This window comes from Rhizobium sp. AAP116 (assembly GCF_001295785.1).
Taxonomy (GTDB): Bacteria; Pseudomonadota; Alphaproteobacteria; order Rhizobiales; family Rhizobiaceae; genus Allorhizobium.
Genome location: NZ_LJIB01000011.1, coordinates 1 through 25,352 on the forward strand (window position 1 = coordinate 1; position 25,352 = coordinate 25,352).

The following is a 25,352-nucleotide window of genomic DNA, read 5'->3' on the forward strand; positions in this document are numbered from 1 at the left end:
AGCCCGGTAGCTCGTCAGGCTCATAACCTGAAGGCCGCAGGTTCAAATCCTGCCCCCGCAACCACTGAGACTTGCAAATTCTCCCACTCCGGCAATTTGCGAGACAGTTCATCGATATAAGCCTCGATGAGCTTGTTCTTTTTGGCCTCCGTGTCGATCTCGCCGGATGCCAGGCGCGCCATCAGGTCGTTCTGGGCGGCAGCGAAGAACTGCTGCTGCAGGACATCGATCGCGTCCATGGAAGCCATGATGTGGGCGATGTCGCCATGCACCTGCAGGCTTGCCGGCTGGTGGCCAGGCGTCTTGCCGATGACGACGGTCTGGATGAGGTCACGTACGATCGGCATCAGCCGCTGTTTGACCGCTTCGTCGGCGTTGTTGCGCGCCAGGAAGATGAGTTTGCGGATCCCAATCTCGATGTTTGCCGGGTTGAACTGCGCCTTCAGCTTCTCGATCTTCCCCTGAAAATCCACTGCCGGCTCCTCGACTGTCGCGAGTTCCCGGGCGAGCTGTTCGCGCTTGACCTCGAGTTCGTCGAGCTGATCGTCGAGGATAGCAAGCCGCGGCCGGCCTTCGGCATGCCGATCCTGGATCTGCTGCATCAGGCTCGTCTGTGTTGCTTTGATCTTTGCGAGTTCAGCCTCCACTTGCGCCTTGCGGGAAGGGGCGCTCTTCAGTTTGCTCACCTCGTGGGCGATCATCTTCTTCGAAATCCGGTCGAAGATATCGACCGAGTAGAAGGCGACCGGAAGGCAGTTGAGGACGCGCTCTTCCAGTTCATGGCGGGTGATCGTCTTGCTGTTGGTGCAGCATTCCCCGTCAAGCTCATCAATCGGCAGGCGCTTCTTCCGGTTGGTGCAGCTATAGCGATCCTTTCCGCTGATCGCGTAGGGCCCGCCGCACTCGGCGCATTGGAGCATCCGGCTGAGGAGATACTCCGGACGGTGCGTCGCGTTGAGACGGTTTGTCGAGTGCCGGTCAAACTCTTCGCGGCTTTCGGCCTGACGTTGCTTTGCACGTTCCCACAGCTCATCCGAAATAATGCGAAGCTTTGGCTCGTCCCTGAACTCCCATTCGTCTCTGTCGTTTGGACGAGAGGTTCGCCGTTCTGTCGTCGGGTCCTTGCGGAACTTCTGTTTGTTCCAGACGACTTTCCCGACATAGAGGGCGTTATTGAGGATGCCGGTCCCGTCAGTGACACTGCCCCGGATGGTGGTGTCGCGCCAGTATTTGGTACGTGCACCCGGGATCCCCAGGTCGTTCAGCTTTTGTGCAATCGCGGCCGGTGAGACCCCGTTGACGTAGTCCTTGAAGATACCCCGCACGATCTCGGCCTTGACCGGATCGATCTCCCTCAACCCCTTGAGGCGGTCACCATTTGGGTCGCGCTGCTGAGAAAGCCTATAGCCGTAGGAGAGGCATGTGGTTGCCTTTCCCTTGCGAACGGCCGTCTTCATACCCTCGCGGGTGCGTGTCCGGCCCTGCTCGACGAGTTCATGGCTCATGGTGGAGCGCATGTGCAGTTCCATATCGGTGACGGCCCGGCCGGCTTCGACGGTCCAGATGGCGCAGTCGTGGAAATTGAGATCCTTCAGGATCTTCGACGTGTGCTCGACATCGCGCGACAGGCGGTCGACGTTGACGCAGAGCACCACATCGATCTGTTCCCGCTTCACGTGCGCCAAGAGCTGCTGGATGCCGGGGCGAGAGGTGAACGAGGTTCCGCTGATTGCGGAGTCGGAGTAAGTCGCGACCAGCCTCCAGTCCCTGTCGGCGACGAACTTTTTGCCGAGTTCCGTCTGGGTCTCGATCGAGACCTCGTTCTGACGGTCGGTGGAATAGCGGGCGTAGAACAAAACTTTCTTGGGCATTGGGTGCTCATTCGTAAACAGATTGCGCGTGAGAGACATGCTTAGCCTGGCCGGGACAGCTTGGGAGCCCCGGCCAGAGCCAGGTCGTCATGACCTGGCGCTTCGCGTTTGCTTACGGTTGGGGGAACAGCTTCGTCATGTGGTGCGCGGCCGAGTAGACCTGATGCTGGACAGTGGACACGAATTGCATCAACAGCCCACGGGCAGCCTCCTGGTCGATCTTTGCCAAGCGCTTGTTCACCGACAGCAGATCGCTAATGCGCATGCATCCGACAATGTGGGCGACGGTCAGGGCTTCTGCCGAGCGCTCACCCAGACGGCGCTCGCAGATCTCGAACTGAACAAACGTTCCGGGACCGACCAGGTCCTTGCGCCGTGGCGGCTTGGGCGATGCCGTGAAACCTTGATCGGTCACGGTTACCCAGATCGGCTTCCGGAATACGTGGTAGCCGTCCCGCACAATGCCGGGTGTTTGCTCGATCAACTCAAGCAAACGGTCTACCGCAGACTCGTTTTGCCGGTGGTAGTCCTCGATCCGCCGGTTGTCATCCTCGGAATAGATGAACCTGAACGTCCCGCTCGGTGATTGGGGTGCATGCAGCATAGTGGCTCCTTTCGTGCACAGATCTTCGCCGTCGTATTCGACGGCGATCTGCGCCGAGAGCCTTCTCGGGCATGCGGCCGGTGCAGACCCCGAACTCGGGCGTGGTCTGGCACTCTGGGTCTCCTGACGGCGGCATAACGGCGCCAGTGACATGGCCGTAATCGAACATGGGCGCCTCCTTTCCGTTCCTTGGACTGGCCTGGGTTGAACACTGCTGCCAGCCAGAGAACACAGGAGTTGAGGTCACGCAAGTGCCTGTAATTGTTTGCGAGATGGATGAAGCTTGAGCAAAATCCGGCCGATTCCCAAAATGGGACAACGCCTTTGCCTGAAAAGTTTGAGCACTTTACCGGCAGCTTATGGTTGTTAACCACATGGTAATCGTTGACTTAGATGGGGCAGTGTTGCGTGCGCGCAACAATATGACGGTCGCCGGGGATTGGCCGAAACCCTCTAGAAATCCGATTCAGAATCAAACGCCGTTTGGTGAAGTAACGGGGGGAACGTGTCAGATCTTGCAAACGGGGTTTGTGAAAGGCGATGCGCGATAGCGCATCCAGCAGGCACCGACTGAAGGCAGGCGAGAAACCTGATCAATCCTCGCGTTCGGCACCGTCTGCCTCGCCCAGGTGAAGCTTCCGACGAAACGGCCACTCGCCCGTGCGGTACTTGGCGGCAAGCTCATCGAATACGGCATCCGATGCTCTCTCATCGAAGCCCTGTTTTACCAGAAGAGCGACGACGCGATCCTGCAGCTCGTCGAGTTCCGCTTCCGCCCGACGTTCCGCCATCGCAGAAACGATCATGAAGAGGGCGGTGCGGGCGACATCGTCGCGGTTTGGCCGCCTTGCCTTGCGATCGGCATCGCGCAGTCGCTGCTGACGCTCGCGCTGTTCCCGATTGCGGATCTCCTCCGATTTGCGTGCCATGCAGTCCCCTCAATCCAACATGTGGCCTGCATGCCAGACCGGCATGAGTGCAGCAACCTCGCTCGCGGCTGAATCGAAAATCCCGGTTGATGAATCGGAAATCCTTAACTCTGAATCAGGAATGCGCAACTTGAGGCAGGTTGCGGGCACTGTGCGGCAGGTCGAGATGACTTGATCCATGCAAACGGCGTTTGTGAAAACGCCGTTCCACTGTTCTGAATCGGATCTCCAGAGTTCGGAATCGTTGATGCGCAATTTGTCTCGATGTGAGACGGCGGCAGGATGATTTGTCTGCAAATTGAGACGGCTTGCGCGCTCTTGCGCCACCGGCAGGATTAAGGCTGCTGCTGCGACCCCAGAAGCTGTTGCATCATCGCGCGAACTTTGAGGACGTCAGGCATAGAGCTCTCACTGACATCATGGAGCTCCCCTAGACTATCAAGAAGCTGGTTCCACGGAGACGACTGGGGCGGCCAGGCCGGGAACATGTGGCTAGGGCTCGAGGCGAGCGGATGCGGCAGCAGGATCAGGTTGTCGATCATTGTATCCAGGTGCTCGTGGGCGATATGCAATTGCCTCCGGATGGCTTCGGATTCGTCGTGGTCAAAGCCGACCGCTTCGAGGCGGTTGATCATCTGAATGGTGCGGCTCAGCATCTCCCGGAAGATACGAAACCCGCTGCGTGTCTTCATGACTGCTAGCTCCTCCATGCTCGTCATATCGAAGCGGAGGATTGCATGGTGTGGCGCTTGATAGGCGCGTGGTGCGACGCTCGAGTTCATCAGGATCTGCAGGTCGGCCAGAGAGATACCGTCATAGGTTTGAAGCGCCTGCGCGCCGCGGTCAACGTCTTGCTCCTCTCCGTCAGCCAGAGCGGCGACCACTTCCGCGGACACGCCCATGCGTTCCAGGTTCGGGCGATGAGGAGTAAGGACGAACTCGGCGTACAAAGCCCGCTCTATAACGGACCGTTTGATACCGGTTCGCTCTACGATAGACGACACCACCTTCGATGATGGCTTCTTGTCAAAAACTTCCGAAAGCGCAATCCCGATGTCGATGAGCGCCATTGGAGCGGTTTGGTCGATCGTCTCGATGGTTCTGAGCGCGGATTCCAAGGCCTCGGCCCGGTCGGCGGCAATGTGGCTTCTTTTACTCATCGGAACTCCTGATCCCCAAGCGGAACGAATGCGTCAGTCGCCACCGGTATCGGCGAGAGTTTAAGCGCTGATGAATGACGCAAGCGTCCGGTGGCCAATTCTGTTGGTGTCCACAATTCGATCACTTCGACACGTGTGGCTGAACTGGTCGGCGAGGCAAGGCACGCTGCGATGACCGCATCATCGCAAACGGCGTTTGCCGAAACGCCGTTCCAGCGTTCTGAATCGGATGTCCAGAGGTCGGAATCGCTGATGCGCGATTTGTCTTGACGTGCGTGCACGTTGAGCAGACGCGCGATGACTTATGAGGGTGGACGCGAGCCGTCCCAGCCGTCGCCGCGACCCTCGGCGGCTTTACCTTAGGTAATCTAGAAAATACTTCGAGCAGCCGCTGGGTGGAAAAAATGCTCTTTGACTACCCACAGGAGGCGGCCGTCGAGCGAGCAGGACGCAGGCGTGGCTGCGAAAATGTACCTGCACCTGTTTGGTGATTTATGTAATTACGCCAAAAATAGAATCATGAATGTCTGAGCCGTCGATTAGTATGGTTAACGTCATGTTTAGGTAATAGTATTTATGGAGGATTTGGGTGCGAGTGTGGGTGTGTTTACATGAATTTTGCTTATAGTGCATTTTGGTACGATTTGCATACTGTGATTATCTGGGCGATAATAGCTTTATCTGATGCCTTCGTGTGTCGGATGATTGTAACGCGTAACTGGAGTACCAGATGAACACCAAGACCAAGCCCAAGGCCCCCACCACCCCCGCCCACACATATGAAAAGCTGAAGATCGATCCTGAGCTTCAGGGCCTTCTCGAGAACAAGGCCGAGCGCATCTTCGAGCTCGGTCGCCGCTCGACGGAGCAGACCTTCCTGATCGGCGACATTCTCAACGAAGTCGCTGATGTACTGGAGGGCCCAACGTTCGCCAAATGGGTAAGCAGCCGTTGCGGGATTGCCCCGCGCACGGCGACCGGCTTCATTGCCGTCTCGCGCAACCTCGAGCCGTTCCGCGACGAGATGATCGATCTTAACGTCAGTTCGACCGTCCTGTTCACGATCGCCCATGCGGAGCCGGACAAAATCCGCGATGTTCTGAAGCATGCCGAGGAGCACGGTCAGGTCCGGGTCTCGGATGCCAGGGCCATCGTGTCTGATGGCCAGGAGAAACCCCGCGTCAATCCTTATGACATCGGCGGCGTGAGCGGACTTCAGGCGCTGATTGCTCTCAAATCCCGTGAGGGGCAGAAGCTGTTCCTCGCCCGGCTTCAGGCAATCGTCGGGATCATGGATGCGGCTTTGAAGGGCAAGCGGCTCTATAAAGAGAAGCTGCAGGATGCACTCATGCTGTCGGCAGGTACCGCTCGAAACGAGCTTCGCAATCTGACGCAGTTTGTCGGCTCGTCTGAGGCGAGGACCGAGCACATGAGCCTGGTGATGTTCCCGAATGGAAGCCAATGGGCGCGGGTCGATGCCGTGCTGACGCGGCTATCCGACAAGGATCGTTGGCCAAAAATGGTCGACCTGCGCAAGTGGCTTGAGACCGAAGCCGTGCCGGTCCTGTCCTGGGCGATCTCGAAGGATCGGAAAGCAAAGCTGACCGGCCCCGACGTGGTGGACGCTGTCGAAAGCGATGGCGATGTCGAAGGTCGTCAGAGGCTTGAGGCGGTTCCGCCGCTCGACGCCTCCGAGATGGTCGAGGTCGACTTTGAGGACGAAGCTGACGTCGAAGACGAAGATCTCGACGAGGTGGTCTCGCCTGTGATGTCGATGTGACCGGCATCGAGATTGGGAAGGCGGCAACATTGCCTTCCCCCAAACCCCCCTGGGGCCGCTTGTCGGCCCTTTTTTTTGTTTGGGTACCTGACCGGCTTAAAGCGAACTGAGCCACCCACATTCGGGGACGGCTAGGGGCGTCTCGCGGTAGGTCGTGAGCCCGGCGTTAACCTTGTACCGGCTTCGTTCTCATTTTGTTAGTTAGGGTCCTTGAGCCCGATCCCGGGTCCTGCCAGGGTAAGCGCGTTCCGGATGACCGGAACAAGCGGCCCAAGCCGATGCGCCAACATCGACAAGGGCCTGACCGTCAACCTTGGTTAGAAGGAATCGGGCTATGAGCACGAATACCGCTTCTGTTCCCTATGGGGAAGTTCTCAACTCACTCGTCAACGCGAACGCATCGGCCATGTCAGGCTCCCGCCCGCGCCCGTTTGGTTTTGGCCGCAACGTGGCTGCCGCGCCGATCCGTGAGCCCGCCGTGTTGCGCCGCCATCCGCACCTCGTCCGCTTCGAGGACGTCGAAGCCGATCTCGATGTGCTCATCGATCGCGCCATCACTGCGATCACCGATGGCGAACCGGCGGAAGACGAGATCCTGGGGCACTACGTTCACATCGCCTCGCTGGTGCGTGCGGTGTCGTTCCGGGAGGGCAAGCTGCTTGAATATGCGTTTGAACGAGTGGCGCGGGCGAATCCAAACGTCTTGGTGCTGACCCAGTCGCTCAAACTGCCATTGGTCAAAGCCGCACTTGAAGCCGTCTCAGGCAATGATTGGTCGAGCCTCGACGGCATCAAGCTCGATTGCGAGTCCCCGGCAAAGGGCAGCTACACGCCGGACTTGATTGTGGTGAACCGCGCGCGACACACGGCATACATCCTCGACCTCAAGCGCTCGCTCGCGTCCTATGGCGACACGAGCCGTCTCGAGGAACTCAAGACCAAGATGATGGCTTCGGCTCTGGTGTTGCCGGACTGGCTCTATAAGAACCAAAAACGCATGATGGTCGATACGGTCGAGGTGGCGATCGTCGATGGAGCCAGCCGTCCGAGTGATCACGCCACCGGCATCTGGGCTCTCTCCGAAATCGACGACCTGCTGGAGATCGATGGTGCCGCAGCATGCATGGCCGAACTGCGCCGCCGCTTCGGCATTCGGGTGCAGCAGCTTCTCGAGGTCGAAGCGCGCAAGGCAATCGGGATTAGCGAGAGGTTCGTCGGGACCGCGGGCGATGCCGTGGCGCCGCTGATTGCGCCGAAGCCACCTCGGATCAACCTCAACGGTCCGAGCCGAACATTTGAGGAAGAGATGGCGGCCCGATCGTTTGACGAAGATTTGGATCGCGACCCTTGGGATGATGATCGCTTCGATCCGGTCGATACAATAGACGACGACGAGCCGCGTCCGGTCTTCTTCCGCATCGGCTATGCCAGACGCCGTGGGACGCACTGACCCAAACCGCTCGATGATCTGAACGCTGTAGCCAGACGCTTGCCGTCGGGCTGCAGGCGTTGGCCGCAATGGCTTTGCGCCCGCGGCTTTCCTCACCATTCCCCATTCCACGTTTGCGCTGGGCCCGGCTACGGTCCGGCGAAGGAGATCTCATGTCTTCTGACATCCATTCGGAGGGGCTGCCGCACTTGCGTTGCGAAGCGGTCACCTCGACCAACCGGCCGACGACACTCGACTGCCACCGTGCTCATGACGCCTTTCTCCGCACCCGGAGTGCCCCCACCGATCAATCGTTCACCGATGATCCTGCGGCCGTCATCGGTCTTGCTCTCGGACACGTCCAAACAAAAGGGGGCCTGACCGGCACCGTGCCGCCACGCATCATCGCGAACCTGCTTGTACACGTCGAGCGGGGCGATCCAGCCTGCGAAGTGGTTATGGACTGGCTCGCCAAGCGCAGCCGCAACGTCGCAATGCAGTGCCAGCGTCGCAAGGTTCGAGAGCGTCCCCGGCCGGAACCGGGCAGTCTCAGGAAACGCGCATCTCGGACGCGAGACCTTAACCGAGCCGACTTGGCAATTATTGCCGAAACCGCAGAGGGCAAAAGTGATGAGTAAGATTGCTCGTTTGTTTGTTCGCCGGCTCGACCACCTCGCTCGACGCGAGGCGAGGCGCAATGCGCTACTCAATGGATTGCTGGAGGTGAAAGCCATCGAAATCGGTGGCTGCTTGGTCCGGCGCTACACACCCGTGTTCGACACCTCGTCCCTAACCGGGGACCGCGAGAATGATCTCGCCTGGGTACGGAGGCACTTTGGCGGCTATCTGCAGCCGTCACCTCAGCCATTTGACGGCATCAAGGTCGAAGCTACACCCGCAGCCTTGGGGCCACAGTCGGCGTCCCGGAGGAAGTCTGGTTCCAAGGGTGAGCGCCTGTCTGACGCTGATCATGCAAACCGCGCCTATGCCCTAAGCCTCATTGGCCAAGCGGGCAAAGGACCCCTCGTCACCAACATCATCGCTGCCATCGTCCTTGCGAGGACGATCGAGAGAGCCAGTGTGACCCTGGCTGCCGTGACACGCGCGGCCGCCATGCCGGCTCCGGTGATCGCCATGCATGCGCCAATCATCGGCTTCGAACCCGCCATCCGACGGCTGATCGAAGTCCCGGGCTTTGTACCCGGTGGCGATCTTAAAGGTCTCGATGGTGAGTATGTTTATGACGACATGACCATCGCCGGCGACGAAGGCCCTGGACGAACCTACGTTCTGCTGCTTGGCCACCTCTTGCGTCGCGTTGCCGGCGGCAATCTGCAGCGTCGGCTTCTCAATGCGCTGCGCCGTGACTATCCCGTCGTTGCAATTTGCGAAGATGCAAAAGGTGCTCCGGAGGAGATTGCCATCGCAGCCGATATCAATCTGATCGGCGGGAGATTGGACTATCCATTCCTGGTCCTAATGCTCGAAGCCATCTACGGCTCAAACGGAAGGTCAGCGCTCGATCGGTGGACCAACGCGTATGATGTTCATTACCTCACGATCGATGACGTGGTGCTCGCATTCCGACCGGGGCGCAGTGCCGCCGAAGTCGTTGCGATCCTTGCGTCGCTCACCGAGCGCAATCGCATTGCGGCGCGCGACGGGGAGAATGACGAGGATGAGAGCGACGGATCCTCAAGTGGCTCCAAGACGTCGAAGCAAAAGCCGGGCAAGGCGAGCCATGACGCGCCTGCTTCGGGGCAAGACAGCAGCAGTGGCGGGTGGAAACGCGACAAGCCGTCTGGTGCCGAGGTGATCCAGCCGGAGCCTTGGGGCGAAGACGGGAGCCCGCCGAGCCTCGCGGTCGAGACGCTTCCTGGCTACGGCAAGGCAAAGACCTGGGCACTCAATCTGAAGGCAGATCTTGATGACTACCGCGCCTCGATCCTTCCATGGTCTGACATGAGCACGAAGCTGCTTCTTTCTGGACCGCCCGGGACCGGCAAGACGACATTCGCCCGGGCTCTCTGCAATAGCTTGCAGGTACCGCTGGTCGTCAGTTCGGTCTCGACCTGGTTGCAGGGTGCGCATCTAAGCGACGTGCTCAATCGTATGACCCGGACTTTTGCCGAGGCGCGTGCGGTTGCACCTGCCATCCTCTTCATCGACGAAATCGACGGCATCGGAAAACGCCAGCCGGCAGAGCGGGAGTACGCCGACTACTGGAACGGTGTCGTCAACAAGGCGCTTGAACTGCTGGATGGAGCGGTGAAGGGCGAAGGCCTCATCGTCGTCGGCGCCACCAACAGGCCGGAGCAGATCGACGAGGCCCTAAAACGTTCCGGGCGGCTGGAAACCCAGATCGAAATCCCCAGGCCTGACACCGCGACACTGGCCGAGATCTTCCGGCATCATCTCGGCGAGGATCTGAAAGTGCTGGTCGCCGAGGGGCAGGTGCCAACCAAGGAAAAATCCGAGAGCAGCGAGCCGTCCCAGGATGCGGACGATCACCTGAGTCAAAAAGCAGCGCTGAACGGAGGCAGCCAATGACCGAGCAAGACATGACTAATACCGGATCAAGTGAGAGCGACGTTCAAACGGCTCTTAAGCGGCTGGGGACGCGTGCCATGGGGCTTACGGGTGCTGATGTCGAGCGCATCGTCCGCGAGGCCCGTCAGGTCGCCCGCCGTCAGAAGCGTTTAATGCGCTATCAGGACCTTGAGGATGGCATTCGGATGCATCGACCTCAGTTGCCCCATGATCTGCGTTGGCGCTTTGCCGTACACGAAGCGGGCCATGCGATCGTCCATCACGTCCTCAAGCTCGGTCCGATCCAGGGGATTACGATTGATATGCCCGATGGCGGGTATAGCCTTCTCGCCTTCCAGAGGTCCGGAAGTGACATGCTGAGCTACCGGGAGGACTTGCTGGTGATGCTGCTGGCCGGGCGGGCGGCAGAGCAGATTGTCTTCTGTTCGGTCTCAGTTGGTTCTGCCGGATCAGACGACAGTGATCTCGCGCGTGCGACCGGGCTTGCGCTTGCCCTTGAGCGCAGTCTTGGCTTTGGGGCGGTGCAGCCGCTCCTATACCGGGACGACAAGGACCCGACGCCAGTCCTCGATGCGCATCCGGATCTGGCCGCTCGCGTCCATGCCAGGCTTGAGAAAGCGTTGGCGAAGTCGATGGATGTGCTCAATGGAAACCGGAAGCGGCTTGATCGGCTGACGGCGGCCTTGTTCGAGCAGCAAGTGCTTGATGGGGATGTGGTGCTCGAAATCCTCAATGAGGGGTGAGGCAATGACGGGCGGGAAGGCAGTTTGGCGCCCTCATATTGGCCTTTGGCATATTCTGGCGTTTGCCCGGAACCTGCCGGTCCGCTCGCCCTGTCTGCAAAGCTCTGATAGGAGATATGAACTGTTTCAAGGTTGGCGGCTGGAATGGGGCCGGAAGCTGTCGGTCCGATTCAATTGGGCGAACCAAGATAAGCAGACAAGCCGCGTTCGGCGGACCTCGTAAGTTGGAGGAACAGGCGGCCGGGTTGAATGGCTTGGTCAAAACTTTCCGTTTGCCCACGAGCGGAGACTTCAGCACAGAGACACGCCAGCGCGTCACTCTCATTGCTTAGCAATTGTTGAAGATAAGCAAGGCTCGCGTTAACTTGTTGACACCGAATGTCTTGATGGCATTCCTGCTGCGTCAACAGGGAGTTTTATAGAGTGGGCGAGAAGCGAAAGCGCGTTTACGAAGCAATGGTCGATGGGGCGACCGAGGGGTTGTCCGGGGATCAGTTGTTCTCTTACATCAGAGAACGCTGCCCGAAGGTCACGAGCAAGAAATTGGTAAGGTCCGCTCTGCTCGCGCTGACCGATGACGATATTACGGATAGAAATATCCTTGACACCATATACGCCTTGGCGATCAAGCATCGCCTCGATCCAGTTGACCCGGACGCTGCCTATGACGAAGAGGATGACGCATACGACGAAGCGCCCAGCCTCAAGGCAATAAAACACGATATCATCAAGATCGTTGCTGCACTCGACGACGCAGAAGCTACGAAAACGAACAACTCATAGGGCCATTAGCGCGACACACCGCTTCAGATCCGAGAGTTCAGCTTTCCCAACGAGCGATGACGGCTCGGCACATCTCTCAACGCTGCTGGCTTCCCTATCAGATAACCTTGAATACGATCTGCGCCAGCCAGAAGTGCGAGGCTATGATGTTCTTCGGTCTCGACACCCTCCATCACCACGCAAATTCCAAGCGTTTTGCAGACTTGGCAAACTGCCGTGACAAAAACCTGAGCGATTGGATCTGTCGCCATGCCTTGTGAATAGCTCTTGTCGATTTTGACGATATCGACCGGTATGGAGCGGAACATATTGAAAGAGTTGTTGCCCGTCCCGAAGTCATCCAGAGCAATCCGGAAACCAAGTTGTCGGAGAGCTTTGATCTGCTCAAGCACGAAGGGCGTTGCGGAAATCACGGCCGTCTCGGTTATCTCCAAGATGAGCTTGTCGGCTTTGACGCCCTCTTCCCGAAGAATTTTCTGAATCTGATTGGGCAACTCACCGTGGCGAAACTGTGCTCCTGAGATATTGACGGCGACAGTCTCGATCAGGCCGGACTTCAAGTCCTCGCAAGCGCGTCTTAGAACCCAGGCACCCAAACGATCTATGATACCCGACTGCTCTGCGATCGGAATGAACTGATCTGGCGGGATCATGCCGTTCAACGGGTGTTTCCACCTCAGGAGCGCCTCAAACGACGCTAACTCTCCATCACGCGAAACTATCGGCTGATAGTGCAGTTGAAACTCGTTCAATAGGACAGCAGCCTTCAGATCTCTGGCCACCTGTCGAGCGCGACCATGCTCCTTGCGCATCTCAGGATTGAAGAAGGTGAGGCCTCCTCGGTTTTCCTTCTTTCCTTGGTAGAGAGCCAAGTCAGCAAGTTTCAGAAGTTCATCGGCAAAACTGGCATTCATGGGCGCCGACGCGGCACCGATCGTCACACCAGAATAAGCAAGAATTGCCTTTCTTCTGTGTAGGGCATCCCGGAGGCCTGCACAGTACGCAGCAACGTCGTTACCGAGCTCTCGGTGTTCGTGTCCTTCAACCAAGACCGCGAACTCATCTCCTCCAAGCCTACCGATTTGCCACCCGGGCCGCGTCTGTGCTTGCTTCACGAGTTCGACCAAAACATCATCACCAGTCGAATGACCGAAGCCATCGTTGAGCTGTTTGAAACGATCGACGTCAATCAACAGCAGGGTCAGTTCCGGCGGCGCTTGATTTCTGCTTTCGGCGTCCCTGATCCTTCTCAGTTGCAACTCGAGACGATCAAGAAATGCACCTCTCGAAAGAGCGCCGGTGAGATCATCCAGGTCGATGAGTTGCTCAGCATCTCTCGCCTTCACCGACAACGCTGTGGAGCCGGTCGAAAACAAGCGCGACGCAAAGAAACCAGCAGCGAAAGTCGCTCCAAGCAGCCAGGCGAAGTGCCCTGCGCCTTCAACCAGTCCGAACATGGTAGCGCTGGACACGATCACCACGACAAGCAGACCAAGCGCGATACTGGAAACAGAAGATGCCAGGTTTGACAAAGATTTATACCTCGCATTTAGCCATCGGCTCGGGTCAGAGCCGTCTCATCGTGTTGGCATCTCGAAACCAAGATTTCCGGACATGACGTTAAATAAGAAGTCCTGAAAATGAGTGAATTTACGCAGCAGTTCTGAGCGTCAATTCTGGAGTCGTAGCCGTTGTTTTCGCCGCCATTCGGTCAGCAGTAGCCAACTTGTGGCTCACAACTTTCCACTTAGCACAGTGGAAATCTTGTTCTGACATTCCTGACAGCGCGCGCGGCATGAGGACAGAAACGAGGCTTGCCAAGGCCGGGTGCTTTACCAAGACAGGAGGCGTTTCGCGCAGCGACGAAACCCTAGGCGCAAGATCCTACGCGGTCTTCAACGATCCTGCCGTCCTCCAGCGTGATGATGCGATCCGCGAGATCGAGGATGCGGGAATCATGGGTGACCATGACGGTCGTGGTACCGCGGGCGCGGCCGAGATCCTTGAACAGACGCACTGCCGCCATTCCGCTGACCTTGTCGAGCGCTGCGGTCGGCTCGTCGGCGAAGATGATGTCAGGGTTCGAAACGAGCGCACGCGCAATGGCCACCCGCTGTTTCTGCCCGCCAGACAGGTTCGCCGGACGGTAGTCCAACCGCTCGCCAAGCCCAAGGAGACCCAGAAGATGATCCGCCGCATTGGCGTGCCTCTTCGCATCGCCCCGGCCATGGACCTGTAGGCCCATCATCACGTTCTGCCGTGCCGTCAGGCTGTCATGCAGGTTGTGAGCCTGGAAGACGAAGCCAAGGCGCCTTCGCATGTCAATGCGGGTGATCTCGTTCGATGCAAACAACTCCTGGTCCAGAAGTCGGATGCTACCAGCATATACCTCGCGCAGGCATCCCATGATGGTCAGCAGCGTGGTCTTGCCCGACCCCGACGGCCCCATAAGGATCGTCAGCGATCCGCGCCGGATCTCAAGGTTGATATCGAACAGGGCCTGTTTGCGGGCCTCGCCCTCGCCAAAGAAGTGGTCGAGACCTCTGACTGAAATGGCTGCGTCTGTCATGGGGCCTCAGAACAGGTCGGCCGGCTGGGCGGCGGCGAGTTTGCGCATGGCGAGAAGGCCGGACAGTGTGCAGGCCATGATCGTCCCGATGAAGACCGCGACGGCGCGCTCCGGCGTCATGAAGATTGGGATATTCGTGAGATAAGCCAACGCCTCATAAAACAGGTGAGAAAACGCCAGGCCGGGCCAGAAGCCGATGGCCGCAAGGATGATCGCCTCTTCCAGGATGATCCCGACGAAGAAGCCCTGGCGGAAGCCCATGGCCTTGAAGGTCGCGTATTCGCGGATGTGATCGGCAACATCTGAGGACAGCACTTGATAGGCAATCACTATGCCGACGACGACGCCGATGGCCACGCCAAAGGCGAAGATCAGACCGGTCGGACGCTCGGTCATCTGGTAGCGGATCTCGTGTTCCATAGCTTCCGTTACAGAGCGTATCCGAACGGTGTCGAGCGGGTAGAGCTGCATCAACTCGGCTGCAACCCGTCCGGGATCTGCGCCGGGAGCAAGCGTCAGCAGAATATGGCTCGGCGTGGCGGAGCTCCGCTGTGGGAACAGATGGAAGAAGGTCTGATCGGAGACAAGGAAGACGCCGTCGCCGCCGAACCCGCCACCGATCGACACGGTTCCGATCGCGCCGATCTGACGATTTTGCATCTCGAATGACACCGGTGCCTCCGGACTTGCCCCGGAAAAGCTACGCATATCGACAAAGCGGGTCAGCCTATCGACAAGCGCCGTGTCGGACAGGGACAGGCTGATCAGGGGATCGACCAGCGCGTCGTCTACGAAGGATCCGGCGTCCGGCGAGAGCCCGATGAACTGGATCGAGGATGACGCGTCATGACCCGAGATCCAGGTCGAGCGCCCCATGTAGACAGGCGTACCGCCTGTTACATCCGGGTGCACTTGCGCCTGGAAAAGTCTTTGTCGCGCCAGTGTGGCTGCATCGGACAGTGTCTCGGATTCGACAGGTGACATGATCAGAAGATCGGGCTTGAAGAGTCTGTAGGGGATGGCCACTGATTCCGCCATGGATCCGGCCAGACCGAGCTGGACGAAGACAAGCACATTGGCGAAAGCCACGCCGGCCAGCGCTGCCATCAGCCGGCCCGGGTGATGCATGAGCTGAAGATACCCGATGGGGAGCCGACCAAGAAGACTTGAGAGCAAGCCGGTCATTGTCCGCTTCCCTCGTCAGGCGTGGCCGACGCGACAGCAATCCGGCCAACGACCTCAAGGTTGACGTAAGACGCGGCACGGAGACTTGAAGCCTCGTCGAGAGAGACCGTGACCAGAAGCACGCGGGCATCGGTATTCGCCGCCGGATCGTCCGCTGTTACGCTCTGCCGCCCGACCAGCGTGCCGATGCGCGAGACCGTTCCTGTCAATTGTTCGTCGCCAAGCACACCGGAGACGAGCGAAACGGTCTGACCGACCGCGACCCTGGGAACCATGGTCTGGAACACTTCGAGTTCAGCCTCCATTCGCGCCGTGTCGCCCATCCGCAAAAGCCCGTCTGCAGGCGGCCGTTCTCCGGCGCGCGCCGACACCTCGATAATGGCCCCATCCTGCGGCGCCAGCACCCGGGCCCTGTCGAGGTCACGGCGCGCCTGTTCGACGGCGGCTTCTGCTGCCGCGAGATCCGCAGTCGCCACAGCGATGTCGACCTGCTGGTCGTCCGGTCCGGACTCATAACGGGTCATCGACGCCCGCAGTCGGTCGAGATCGGCACGGGCTGTGTCAGCGGCCCGTTCTGCCTCCTCGAGGGCCGCCTGGGTCGAGACACCAGTGCCCAGCAGGGAGGTCACGCGGGAGAGTTCGCGCTCGCTCCTCGCAAGCGATGCCTCTGCTCCCCTAATCTGCGCACGAAGCTCGGCTTCGGCCGCTGCGACCTGAACCTTTACCTGGGAAAGTGCTGCACGCCGGATTGCGAGCGTGCTTTCTGCGCTGGTCAGAGCCGATTCAAAAAGTACGAGACTGTCGAGCACGGCCAATACATCGCCTTTGGCAACGACATCGCCGTCGTCGACCAGGATACGATCGATGCGCGCGTCGCCGGCGCCTTGCGGAAGTGCCACAGAGACAATGCCTCCGGCCGGCTGAAGACGACCGAGAGAGACAACGTCACCGGTCGCCATCGCCGCGACGCGTTCGGGCGACGGCACACGTTCGACGGGCAAGGCGATGGGCTGCCGAGCACCGGCACCAGGCTCGAGCTTCGTCCAATCGAAGACAGCGCGTATCGCAGGCCCCTGAAAGTAGAGACCAATGACGCCACCGATCAGGAGAAGCGATGCGGCGATCAGCCCGTTCAGCGCCCAACTCGACTTCTTCCGCTGGTTGATCTTCGACGAGGACCGATCCTTGCCATTGTCGAGCAGTGGCAAGGTGCCGGATCCGATCACGTCTTCCGAGGGGTGATTGCCGGAACTCATCGCGCCAGCGCTTGCAATTCTTGCTGCGTCACCATGCCGTCCCCATCGGCGTCGATTCGGTTGAAGGCCATGTCCTGGCGACCAAACTTCACGATCTGGCCAGCCCTACCCAGGTTGTCTTGTGCATTGAGCGAAAGAAGAGAGTGAAACTCCGAGCGCGTCAGAGCCTTGTCGCCATCGGCATCCGCCTGGACATAGTTCTCAGCCAGTTTCTGTCTGTCGGCATCAGAGATCGTCTGTGCCTGAACGCCGGACAGCGGCAGGGCAACGCAAGCGGCACAAACCAGCCGTGCCAATACATTAGGTTTCATGTCCCTATTTCTCCTCATCAGATGAATTGCGGTTTGCAGTGTCTGGCGCGCCCATTCCAACGGACAGAGTGAGGGCCATGACCGTCGTTGCGACCAAGGTGTTCTTACTCCGCCGACGGGCTGTCCCGCAGGTGCCCCGGCGATGGAGGCGACTGACGCCTTAGCGGCTGAAGGTGCGGGTTCCGGTCGCAGTACCACCGGCCGGGCCAGTGCGCGTCATGTTGCAACTGCGGTCATTGGCGCTGCAGTTGCGGACGCGTGAAGCGGAATTACCGAAACGTCCGGTGGTCTCGCGGGTCGCGCTGCATTCACCACCGGCGCAATTGCGGGTCTGGCTCGTCGTTCCACCATAAATTCCCGTCGCCGTGCGTGTCCCCGCGCAGTTGCCATCAACGCATGTCGCGCTTCGACCGTAGGTCTCAACCCGTGGTGCGACCGGGGCATAGGGGCGATAATAGGACGTCCAGGACCTGTACCAAGGCTGGGCCACGTAATGGGTGTTCCAGTAAGCGCGGTCATAGGTCACCACGGTCACGCCGACGGTGGGAGCGACCGCGGCGGACAAGACGACCGGGCCGCCGTTATAGACCACCTGAATGTAGCTGGCAGATACCCAGCCCCGGTATTGGCCAAATGCAACATCGCACCATGCATAATCAGCAACACAGCCATGGGTGACGATGCGCGCGCCCTGGGGCAATACTGTCACCACCGGATAGCTTGTTGCCGGTCCGGCGCGCAGGTTGACGTTTGCCGTCGATATAGCAACGGTTGAAGCCGAGGCGACCGTTGCCCCGCCCATCACGAGGGCCAATAGTACAAAAATCTTCTTCAGCATAATTTGCTCCATCTCGGACGATGCAACTTTTTCGTCTCATGAGCAGCGATTTGCAGGAGCTGAATTTCAGGGGTGTTACGGATTTCGAGCGAGATGTGACAAGGTGTTTCAAAGGAGCTTGTCTGTCATGTTTTGACATAACTCGATCTTGCGTTGCGTCTCGCATACGTGACACGATCAGCGCCATGAACGGTAAATCAGACAGAGTGATCGTCGTGGACGACGACACTGAACTCCGGGCGCTGCTACGCCGGTTCCTGACGGAGCATGGATTCGAGACCCGCGCCGTGGACGGCGGTAGCGCGCTTGACAGGGAGCTGTCGCGAAACCCGGCGGATGTCATCGTTCTCGACCTCATGATGCCTGGCGAAGACGGGCTTTCCGTCTGCAGGCGGCTTCGTGCAGCGGGCGATCTCACGCCGATCGTGATGCTCACCGCGCGCGGTGACCCGATCGACCGCATTGTCGGCCTCGAAACCGGCGCGGACGACTACCTGCCCAAACCCTTTGAACCCCGCGAACTGGTAGCCCGTCTGTCGGCTGTCCTCCGACGCACGCGCGGTTTCCGGCCGGTGTCCTTGGACGATATCGTGACGGTCGGTTCTCTCGAGATCAATCTCTCGACCCGAACGGTGAAACGCGAAGGCGCGTCGTTGAAGCTTTCCACCCGTGAATTCACCCTGCTGGAGGCCCTGTTGCAAAGTCGCGGACGCCCGCTGAGCCGGGCTCAACTGATCGAACGTGCGCTTGGACGCAATGCGGAGGTCACGGACCGCGCGGTCGATGTTCACGTCGCACGGCTACGGCGCGCGATCGGCGACCGGGCCGACGCGCCCAAATTGATCAAGACGGTTTGGGGTGTGGGCTACGTGTTGGTGTCCGACGGTGCTTGACTCTCTTCTGAAGCAGAACATCGCGGTTCTTGCCGCAGCCATCGTCGGCGCACTTCTTGTGTCGCTCCTTCTGATCGCCGGATACGTGATACGGCCCCAGATCGAACGCTCGGCAGCCGATACAGCTCAGACGATGCGAAATCTCCAGCTTTCTTTGACACAGATGGACCCGTTCCAGCAGATCCTCTTCACCGAGGCGCTGCGCGCGGACGACGAGCCCGGCATGATTCTGGCCGAAGCTGCGCCTGACGAGGCAGGCGAACCACGCAGTTGGTTCACGGAATACTTCCTGCGAATTCTGTCTGAGCGGTACGGGATCACAGGCCCCGATGTCCTTATAGATCGCGGGGGACGGGTTTGGGTTCGGATCGTCACAGCGGATCAACCCTATTGGTTGACCGTCAGGACATTGCCGACGACCGATCCAGTGGTTAGTGTGCTCTTGGCATCCGCAGTCGCATTGCTTGGCTCTCTCGCCGGCGGGATCACACTGCAACGAAAGATCGCTCGACCGCTGAAGCATCTGGAGGACGCGGTCGGTGTTATGTCCAGCCCGTCGTATATCTACGAAAACGACATCCGTAGTCCGCGGGAGATTGCTGCGGTCTCCGGCGCACTCAAAGATATGTCGGAACGGTTACAAACGGCAGAGGCTGACCGGGCGCTGATGCTGGCGGGGGTCAGTCACGATTTGCGGACTCCGCTGACCAAGCTGCGCCTGTCTCTTGCCATGATGAAGAATGCCGATCCCGATCTCGTTGCTGGTGCGGAGCGCAACGTGATCCGGATTGAAACTATGCTGCGCCAATTCCTTGACTTCGCCCGTGGGTTCGAGGTGGAAGAGACGCGGGCTGTTCCATTGCGACCGCTACTTCAGCAGGCAATCGAGGCGAGCGATCGACCAGACACCATAGCACTCGACGCGCCGACCAATGACGTGGCCTGGGTTCGGGAAGCAGCCCTTCTCAGAGCTGTTGAGAACCTTCTGACCAATGCGATCCGCTACGGAAAAGCCCCGATCAGCCTAAGCGCACGCACTGATGGGGAATATCTGCTGATCGAGGTGCGGGATTCGGGGCCTGGCATTTCACCCGGAGAAGCAAGGGACCTGATGCGCCCGTTTGCGCGAGGCGATGTTGCCCGCGGTGGAGAAGGCACAGGCCTCGGATTGGCGATCGTCGACCAGGTGGCAAGGGCTCATGGCGGAGCCCTCGAATTCGAACAAGCCGCCGAAGTCTTCACGGCCCGTCTGCGTCTCCCTCAATCGAGGCAAGCCTGAGCGGACTATGGCTTGTTTCTCGCGCGCATCATTCCGGAAGGACGGAGCTTAACGTTTCAGGATGCATGTCTGACGAGAAGGGTAGATCTGGAGGTAACGCTTTCAAGTGCGGCTCGAAACCTATGTCCGCTTCCGAACATAAAATGTGGAGGCCTCTACGTCCGAAATGGAGGCGCGAAGCGGAAATCATTTGGCCCTAGGCGGAGATGGAGGCGAACGTAGTCGAGCACTGCTTTGCGCCCTCATATCGGCCTTTGGGCTCATTCTGTCGTTAGCACGAACCTGCCGGTCCGCTCGCCTAGTCTGCAAAGCGCCAAAAGAAGCCGGACCATTTTCCCTAGGGAACGGCGGCTTCGTAAAAGCTTCACTACTGGATGGACCGATATCTGGTAGATTCGCATGCCGAACAGGGATGATTTTATGGCAAGACAAGACCGAGAGACGCATTGGCAAAGGGTATACACTACCAAGTCTGATACCGAGGTCAGTTGGTATGAAGAGACCCCGGACCTATCGATGACGCTGCTGCATGAAGCAGGACTGATACTAGGAATGTCAGCAATCGACATTGGTGGTGGAGCGTCGCGGTTGGTAGATGCGCTAGTGGACGCCGGTCAGGCCCACGTTAGCGTCCTTGATCTTTCTAGCGCGGCACTCGAGGCAGCCAAGTCCCGACTGGCAGACACGGCTCATGTGCAATGGGTTGTATCGGATGTGACCGTATGGACGCCTGACCGCGAGTACGATCTCTGGCATGATCGGGCCGCCTTCCATTTCCTGACAACAGCCGCCGAGCAGCAAGCCTATGTTCGCGTGCTGGCACGGGCTCTCAAAGTCGGTGGCAAGGCCGTGATTGGCACCTTCGCAATGGATGGGCCAGAGAAATGCAGCGGCTTGCCCGTTGTCCGTTACGATCCGGAGAGCCTGCAATCTGTTCTCGGCGAACAGTTTAGGCTGGTTACGACGCGGCGGCATGAACACACAACCCCATGGGGGACGGTGCAGAAATTCCAGTTCAGCACTTTCGAGAAGGTCGGAGGCCAAGCGTCTCGCCATCAGCTTTGATCCCACAACGACACTCTGCTATGGGCCGAACTCGGACAACATTGCGAGAAGGCGAATTTCGACCATCGGCAGAAGGCGCCTAAGATCGGAGCGCGCCCCTCTGGCGGTCCCATTGCCTCGAATTCGGGTGTTCATGCTTCAGACTGGTGCTCCCTGAAAACCGTCATTCGGCTTGCTCGTCCTTGGACATCCGACCGTGGCGGTTGGGGCGTTGCGTTCCGCCATTTGACGGATTTGAGCCGAAGCTTGCTCGATGGTGACGATACCGATTGATCGTTGACCAAGCGACAAGCGGATGATGCTCCGTCTTGAGGCAATGGTCGGCATATCATTTTGACTGCAGGAGGTTCAAGGGTCCAAAAGCGAGAAGCCGTTGAACTACGCGGTTTTCCGTTTCGATCTGCCGAAGCTTGTAAAGCATGGCTATTCTGGACCGCTACACAGACCGCGTCGTGACCACGGCTGATTTCGGCCGATAGAAGCTAGGCTTGCGCAGTTTTGTCGCATCTTTCCTGGCCAGACCTCCGCTTGGATGTCTAGCCAGGCTCGCAAATGCGCAATATCAAACACTAAAAATATATGTTCTGTGATATGTTTCGTTGCAGGCTGATCGCCGAGGCATCCTTGCCGGTTGGCAAGGCCGGGACGAGGGTATTGAAGTCAACATCCCATTCAAGATCGACAGGAACGAGTGACCTGCAATGTCAGCCACTGATGAAAAAAGCCTCCCGATCAATCTGAACCTGTCCGAGCCAAAATCGACTCGCCAGCGCCGCTGGTTTCGCAAGCGGTACCTGCTGGTGCTGCTGGTCCCAGTCTTCATGTTCTCGGGCGCTGTGCTGGGAATGTATTTTCAGCCGACGGGCTTGCAGAAGTTTTATGCGCTGACCGGGCTTCAACCCGGCGGCGGCTCTGACTCACCCATTGCGTTACCACCTGACATCGAGCTTCCACCTCAGATGGTGGAAACCATGCTGCCATCTGACGTGGTGGGATTGGCGCGGGTGATGCCGCGTGGCGACGTTTCCGTCGTGGCGGCGCCCTATGGGGCTGGCGATGCACGCATCGCGGACATCCTGGTTTCCGTCGGCGACCGGGTGGAAAAAGGTTCCTTGCTGGCGCGGCTCGACAATCATGCAGCTCTCGCTGGTGCCGTTCTGACTGCGGAGGCAAATCTCGCCGTGCGCGAGGCCAACCTCATCCAGACCCGGGCGGCGGTCGAGGCTAGCCGCAACGAAGCAAAAGCCGCACTCGATCAAGCACTGTCCACGGCTGCAGAAGCTGCATCGGCGCTGGTGAGAACGGAGGCGCTCGCGTCGAACGCTGTCAGCACGCAGGCCTCACTCGATGCAGCCCGCGCCGCGGCAGAGGGCGCCCAACTTTCAGTGGTGCGCGCCGAGGCGACGTTGACGCGCTATGCCGCAGTCACGCTGGACGAACAGCCCGATGTGATCGTCGCCCGCCGCAATGTCGATGCCGCCAGATCCGAGCTGGCCCGTGCTCGGCTCGACCTTGCACGCGCCGAAGTCGTGGCGCCCATTACCGGTACGATCCTCGACATCCATGTTACGCCCGGACAGCGACCTCCCACCGACGGGATCATGGATATGGGAGACACGGATCAGATGATGGCCGAGGTTGAGATCTGGCAGGACCGCATCAGCGACGTCGTGGTCGGCCAGCCGGTGGAGCTGGTAACCCCGGCTCTCGGCGTGACGTTGCAAGGCCGGGTGGACAGGATCGGATTGACCGTGGGACGGCAGGGCCTGATTTCAGACGATGCGGCGGAAAACAAGGACGCGCGCGTCATCCAGGTCTTGGTGGTGCTGGACGAAGCCTCCTCGGATGTCGCTGCACGCTTTACAAATCTCGAGGTCATTGCCCGCATTGACACCACGGTACGGGCCAATCCATGAGCTACTTGCTGCAACGCCTGTTCGGGCGGCTGCCCATCGGCTGGCTGCAATTGACCCACAACCGGACCCGCTTTGCGGCGGCACTTGCCGGGGTGGCCTTTGCCAATGTGCTGGTTTTCGTCCAGCTTGGGATCATGAATTCGATGGGGGCAGCAACATTGCGCCCCTATGATTTCTTCCAGGCGGACATCATGATCTCGGCCGGCGATGCGAGTACCTTGACCGATGGTGGCAATGTGGCTCGGCAATGGTTGCTGCAGGCGCTGGGAGATCCGGATGTAGCCGCTGGAATGGGTCTTTTCATCGCCAATGTTCCCTGGGACCGTGGCGAGGAGGACATCAGTCTGACGACCTTCGGCGTGGATCCGATCAAGACCGAGTTTCTGTCCACGGAGATCGGAGGCGATCTCAATCTCCTGCAGGTGCGAGACGCAGCAATACTCGATCGGCTGGCCCGAGGGCTGGCCAAGGACGAAGCAGCTTCAATCCGTCCGCAAACGCCTCTGTCCTTTGAAACGCAAGGCCGCACAATCACCGCCTATGCCACGTTCTCCGGCGGAGGGGGCTTCGGTGGCGATGGCTATATTCTGGTTTCGGACCAGACATTCTTGTCGCTATTCCCGACGCGCAGTTCCTCTGCACCCGATCATATTCTTCTGAGCCTGCGCCCCGGCGCTGAGACAGACACTGTAATCGCGCGCCTGAAAACCCTGATCTCCGATCCGTCCCTTCGCATCCGCAGCTATCAGGATGCAGCGCAGGAGGATCTGCGCTATCAGCAGACCAAGCGGCCGACGGGCATCATCTTCGGGTTCGGCGTGCTGATCGGCGTTCTCGTCGGCATCGTCATCGTCTATCAGGTGTTGTCCACCGACGTGGCCGACCACCTGCGCGAATACGCAACCTTCAAGGCCATGGGCTACGGCCCGCGTTTCTTCCTCGGCATCGTCTTCGAAGAGGCGCTGGTGCTGGGGATCATGGGCTTTATTCCAGGACTTGTTATCGGGACGACCATCCTGACGCTCATGGGGAAGATAACGACCCTACCTCTGGGAATGACACCTTCGATGGCAATGACCGTCTTTCTCGGCACCATTGTCTTTTCCGCGCTCTCAGGCGCCATTGCGACCCGCCGGCTTGACGCTGCCGACCCCGCCGATCTTTTTTAGGAGGCTGCGATGAACAACGAGGCGATCGTTGAGGTGCGTGGATTGAACCATTGGTTCGGCAGTGGCGACGTTCGCAAACAGGCGTTGTTTGATGTGAACCTGACGCTGAAGCGCGGCAGCTTCACCGTGCTGATGGGTCCTTCCGGGTCTGGCAAGACAACGGTCCTTACGCTTGTCGGCTGTCTCAGAGCCGTGCAGGAGGGATCAGTGCGACTTCTGAAAAGTGAGTTGAACGGCGCGTCGCAGTCACAGCTTGTTAGCCTGCGCCGCCGTCTGGGCTTCATATTCCAGGCTCACAATCTGCATGAAAGCCTGACAGCGCTGCAGAACGTGATGATGGGCGTGCAGGTGCATGGCGAAGTGGCCGATAGCGTGGCGCATAGCGCGGCTGAGCATGCGCTTGGCCTGGTCGGCTTGAGCGACCGCACCACATATCGGCCCGCGAACTTGTCAGGCGGGCAAAAGCAGCGCGTGGCCGTGGCCCGCGCTCTGGTCTCAAGCCCAGCGCTCGTGCTAGCCGACGAGCCCACAGCCGCCTTGGATAAAGACAGCGCGGCGGATGTCGTCGATCTTCTGAAGCGCATGGGTGAAGTGCGAGGCACGACGACATTGCTCGTAACCCACGACAACCGTATCCTCGACCGTGCTGACCGCATCCTTACGCTAGAGGATGGTCGCATCGTCAAAACAGAGGACAGAACGCATAATCAACCTAGCTATTAATGTATGCGCCATACGAGCCGACAAATCATGAAGTTAGGTCCTGTGGTTCCACAAGTCCGCCTGATTCAGCAGTACCGTCTTTCAGTGACCTGGATGAATGATTTGGAGGGCTAGCGGGTTGGATCGCTCCAGTGCGTCAGGATCGGGCACTACGGACACCAGGTGTCCACCTAGTTGCACTTGCGACGACTGGGTCTACAGTGCTTCCGAGATGTGAAAATACCATTGAAAATGCGATTCTTAGTGTCGATCCGCTCGCATCTTGTTGAATGATGTCCCTCGGCACACTGGCTGACGAT

The 25,352-nt window shown here is 59.1% G+C and carries 21 protein-coding genes; 11 read left to right on the forward strand and 10 right to left on the reverse strand.

The window, feature by feature from the left end; all coding sequences use genetic code 11:
* Positions 1-20 precede the first annotated feature (20 nt).
* From IP85_RS08330 to IP85_RS08345, 4 genes are all read right to left on the reverse strand, one after another.
* Complete coding sequence (locus tag IP85_RS08330) at positions 21-1,871, reverse strand: recombinase family protein (protein ID WP_054149220.1); 1,851 nt, start codon at positions 1,869-1,871, stop codon at positions 21-23.
* Positions 1,872-1,983: 112 nt separating this feature from the next.
* Positions 1,984-2,475, reverse strand: a complete 492-nt coding sequence (locus IP85_RS08335) for a hypothetical protein (RefSeq protein WP_054149221.1) — start codon at positions 2,473-2,475, stop codon at positions 1,984-1,986.
* 593 nt (positions 2,476-3,068) lie between these two features.
* Positions 3,069-3,404, reverse strand: coding sequence for a hypothetical protein (locus IP85_RS08340; RefSeq protein WP_054149222.1), 336 nt, complete (start codon positions 3,402-3,404; stop codon positions 3,069-3,071).
* Between the two features lie 335 nt (positions 3,405-3,739).
* Positions 3,740-4,564, reverse strand: a complete 825-nt coding sequence (locus tag IP85_RS08345; RefSeq protein ID WP_054149223.1) for a hypothetical protein — start codon at positions 4,562-4,564, stop codon at positions 3,740-3,742.
* Between the two features lie 730 nt (positions 4,565-5,294).
* Between IP85_RS08345 and IP85_RS08355 the strand changes: the two genes are divergently transcribed.
* The 5 genes from IP85_RS08355 to IP85_RS08380 all read left to right on the forward strand — a co-directional run bounded on the left by IP85_RS08355 (position 5,295) and on the right by IP85_RS08380 (position 11,849).
* Positions 5,295-6,344 (forward strand): hypothetical protein, encoded by a 1,050-nt coding sequence (locus tag IP85_RS08355; RefSeq protein ID WP_054149225.1) that lies wholly within the window; start codon positions 5,295-5,297, stop codon positions 6,342-6,344.
* 334 nt (positions 6,345-6,678) lie between these two features.
* A complete protein-coding gene (locus tag IP85_RS08360; RefSeq protein WP_054149226.1) occupies positions 6,679-7,794 on the forward strand; it encodes a hypothetical protein in 1,116 nt (371 codons plus the stop codon).
* Between the two features lie 396 nt (positions 7,795-8,190).
* Entirely contained in the window at positions 8,191-10,323 is a 2,133-nt protein-coding gene (locus IP85_RS08370; protein ID WP_245280838.1) for an ATP-binding protein, read from the forward strand.
* Positions 10,320-11,066 (forward strand): ATP-dependent Zn protease, encoded by a 747-nt coding sequence (locus tag IP85_RS08375; RefSeq protein WP_054149229.1) that lies wholly within the window; start codon positions 10,320-10,322, stop codon positions 11,064-11,066. Before IP85_RS08370 ends, IP85_RS08375 begins: the two co-directional genes overlap by 4 nt.
* A 456-nt stretch (positions 11,067-11,522) precedes the next feature.
* On the forward strand, positions 11,523-11,849 hold the full coding sequence (locus IP85_RS08380) for a hypothetical protein (protein ID WP_054149230.1): 327 nt from the start codon (positions 11,523-11,525) through the stop codon (positions 11,847-11,849).
* A gap of 23 nt (positions 11,850-11,872) precedes the next feature.
* Here IP85_RS08380 and IP85_RS08385 read toward each other — a convergent pair whose 3' ends face one another.
* The 6 genes from IP85_RS08385 to IP85_RS08410 form a co-directional block, all read right to left on the reverse strand.
* On the reverse strand, positions 11,873-13,381 hold the full coding sequence (locus IP85_RS08385) for a bifunctional diguanylate cyclase/phosphodiesterase (protein ID WP_054149231.1): 1,509 nt from the start codon (positions 13,379-13,381) through the stop codon (positions 11,873-11,875).
* Positions 13,382-13,719: 338 nt separating this feature from the next.
* Positions 13,720-14,418 carry an ATP-binding cassette domain-containing protein gene (locus IP85_RS08390; RefSeq protein ID WP_054149232.1) on the reverse strand — a complete coding sequence of 233 codons (699 nt, stop codon included), beginning with the start codon at positions 14,416-14,418 and terminating at the stop codon, positions 13,720-13,722.
* A 6-nt stretch (positions 14,419-14,424) separates the two neighbouring features.
* Positions 14,425-15,603: an FtsX-like permease family protein gene (locus IP85_RS08395; RefSeq protein WP_054149233.1), complete on the reverse strand. Its 1,179-nt coding sequence runs from the start codon at positions 15,601-15,603 to the stop codon at positions 14,425-14,427.
* Positions 15,600-16,859 carry an efflux RND transporter periplasmic adaptor subunit gene (locus IP85_RS08400; protein ID WP_054149234.1) on the reverse strand — a complete coding sequence of 420 codons (1,260 nt, stop codon included), beginning with the start codon at positions 16,857-16,859 and terminating at the stop codon, positions 15,600-15,602. The genes IP85_RS08395 and IP85_RS08400 overlap by 4 nt, the downstream gene beginning before the upstream one ends.
* Positions 16,856-17,170 carry an EF-hand domain-containing protein gene (locus IP85_RS08405; RefSeq protein WP_197277995.1) on the reverse strand — a complete coding sequence of 105 codons (315 nt, stop codon included), beginning with the start codon at positions 17,168-17,170 and terminating at the stop codon, positions 16,856-16,858. Before IP85_RS08405 ends, IP85_RS08400 begins: the two co-directional genes overlap by 4 nt.
* 160 nt (positions 17,171-17,330) lie before the next feature.
* A complete protein-coding gene (locus tag IP85_RS08410; protein ID WP_054149236.1) occupies positions 17,331-18,008 on the reverse strand; it encodes an SH3 domain-containing protein in 678 nt (225 codons plus the stop codon).
* 185 nt (positions 18,009-18,193) lie between these two features.
* On the opposite strand from IP85_RS08410, the gene IP85_RS08415 reads away from it, so the two are divergent.
* The 6 genes from IP85_RS08415 (at position 18,194) to IP85_RS08440 (ending at position 25,053) form a co-directional block, all read left to right on the forward strand.
* Positions 18,194-18,901, forward strand: a complete 708-nt coding sequence (locus IP85_RS08415) for a response regulator (protein WP_054149237.1) — start codon at positions 18,194-18,196, stop codon at positions 18,899-18,901.
* A gap of 58 nt (positions 18,902-18,959) precedes the next feature.
* Positions 18,960-20,180, forward strand: coding sequence for an ATP-binding protein (locus IP85_RS08420; protein ID WP_156322790.1), 1,221 nt, complete (start codon positions 18,960-18,962; stop codon positions 20,178-20,180).
* A 516-nt stretch (positions 20,181-20,696) separates the two neighbouring features.
* Positions 20,697-21,245 (forward strand): class I SAM-dependent methyltransferase, encoded by a 549-nt coding sequence (locus IP85_RS08425; protein ID WP_348625555.1) that lies wholly within the window; start codon positions 20,697-20,699, stop codon positions 21,243-21,245.
* 701 nt (positions 21,246-21,946) lie between these two features.
* Positions 21,947-23,161 carry an HlyD family efflux transporter periplasmic adaptor subunit gene (locus IP85_RS08430; RefSeq protein ID WP_054149239.1) on the forward strand — a complete coding sequence of 405 codons (1,215 nt, stop codon included), beginning with the start codon at positions 21,947-21,949 and terminating at the stop codon, positions 23,159-23,161.
* On the forward strand, positions 23,158-24,330 hold the full coding sequence (locus IP85_RS08435; RefSeq protein ID WP_054149240.1) for an FtsX-like permease family protein: 1,173 nt from the start codon (positions 23,158-23,160) through the stop codon (positions 24,328-24,330). The genes IP85_RS08430 and IP85_RS08435 overlap by 4 nt, the downstream gene beginning before the upstream one ends.
* A 9-nt stretch (positions 24,331-24,339) precedes the next feature.
* Positions 24,340-25,053 carry an ATP-binding cassette domain-containing protein gene (locus IP85_RS08440; RefSeq protein WP_054149241.1) on the forward strand — a complete coding sequence of 238 codons (714 nt, stop codon included), beginning with the start codon at positions 24,340-24,342 and terminating at the stop codon, positions 25,051-25,053.
* The last annotated feature ends 299 nt before the right edge of the window (positions 25,054-25,352 follow it).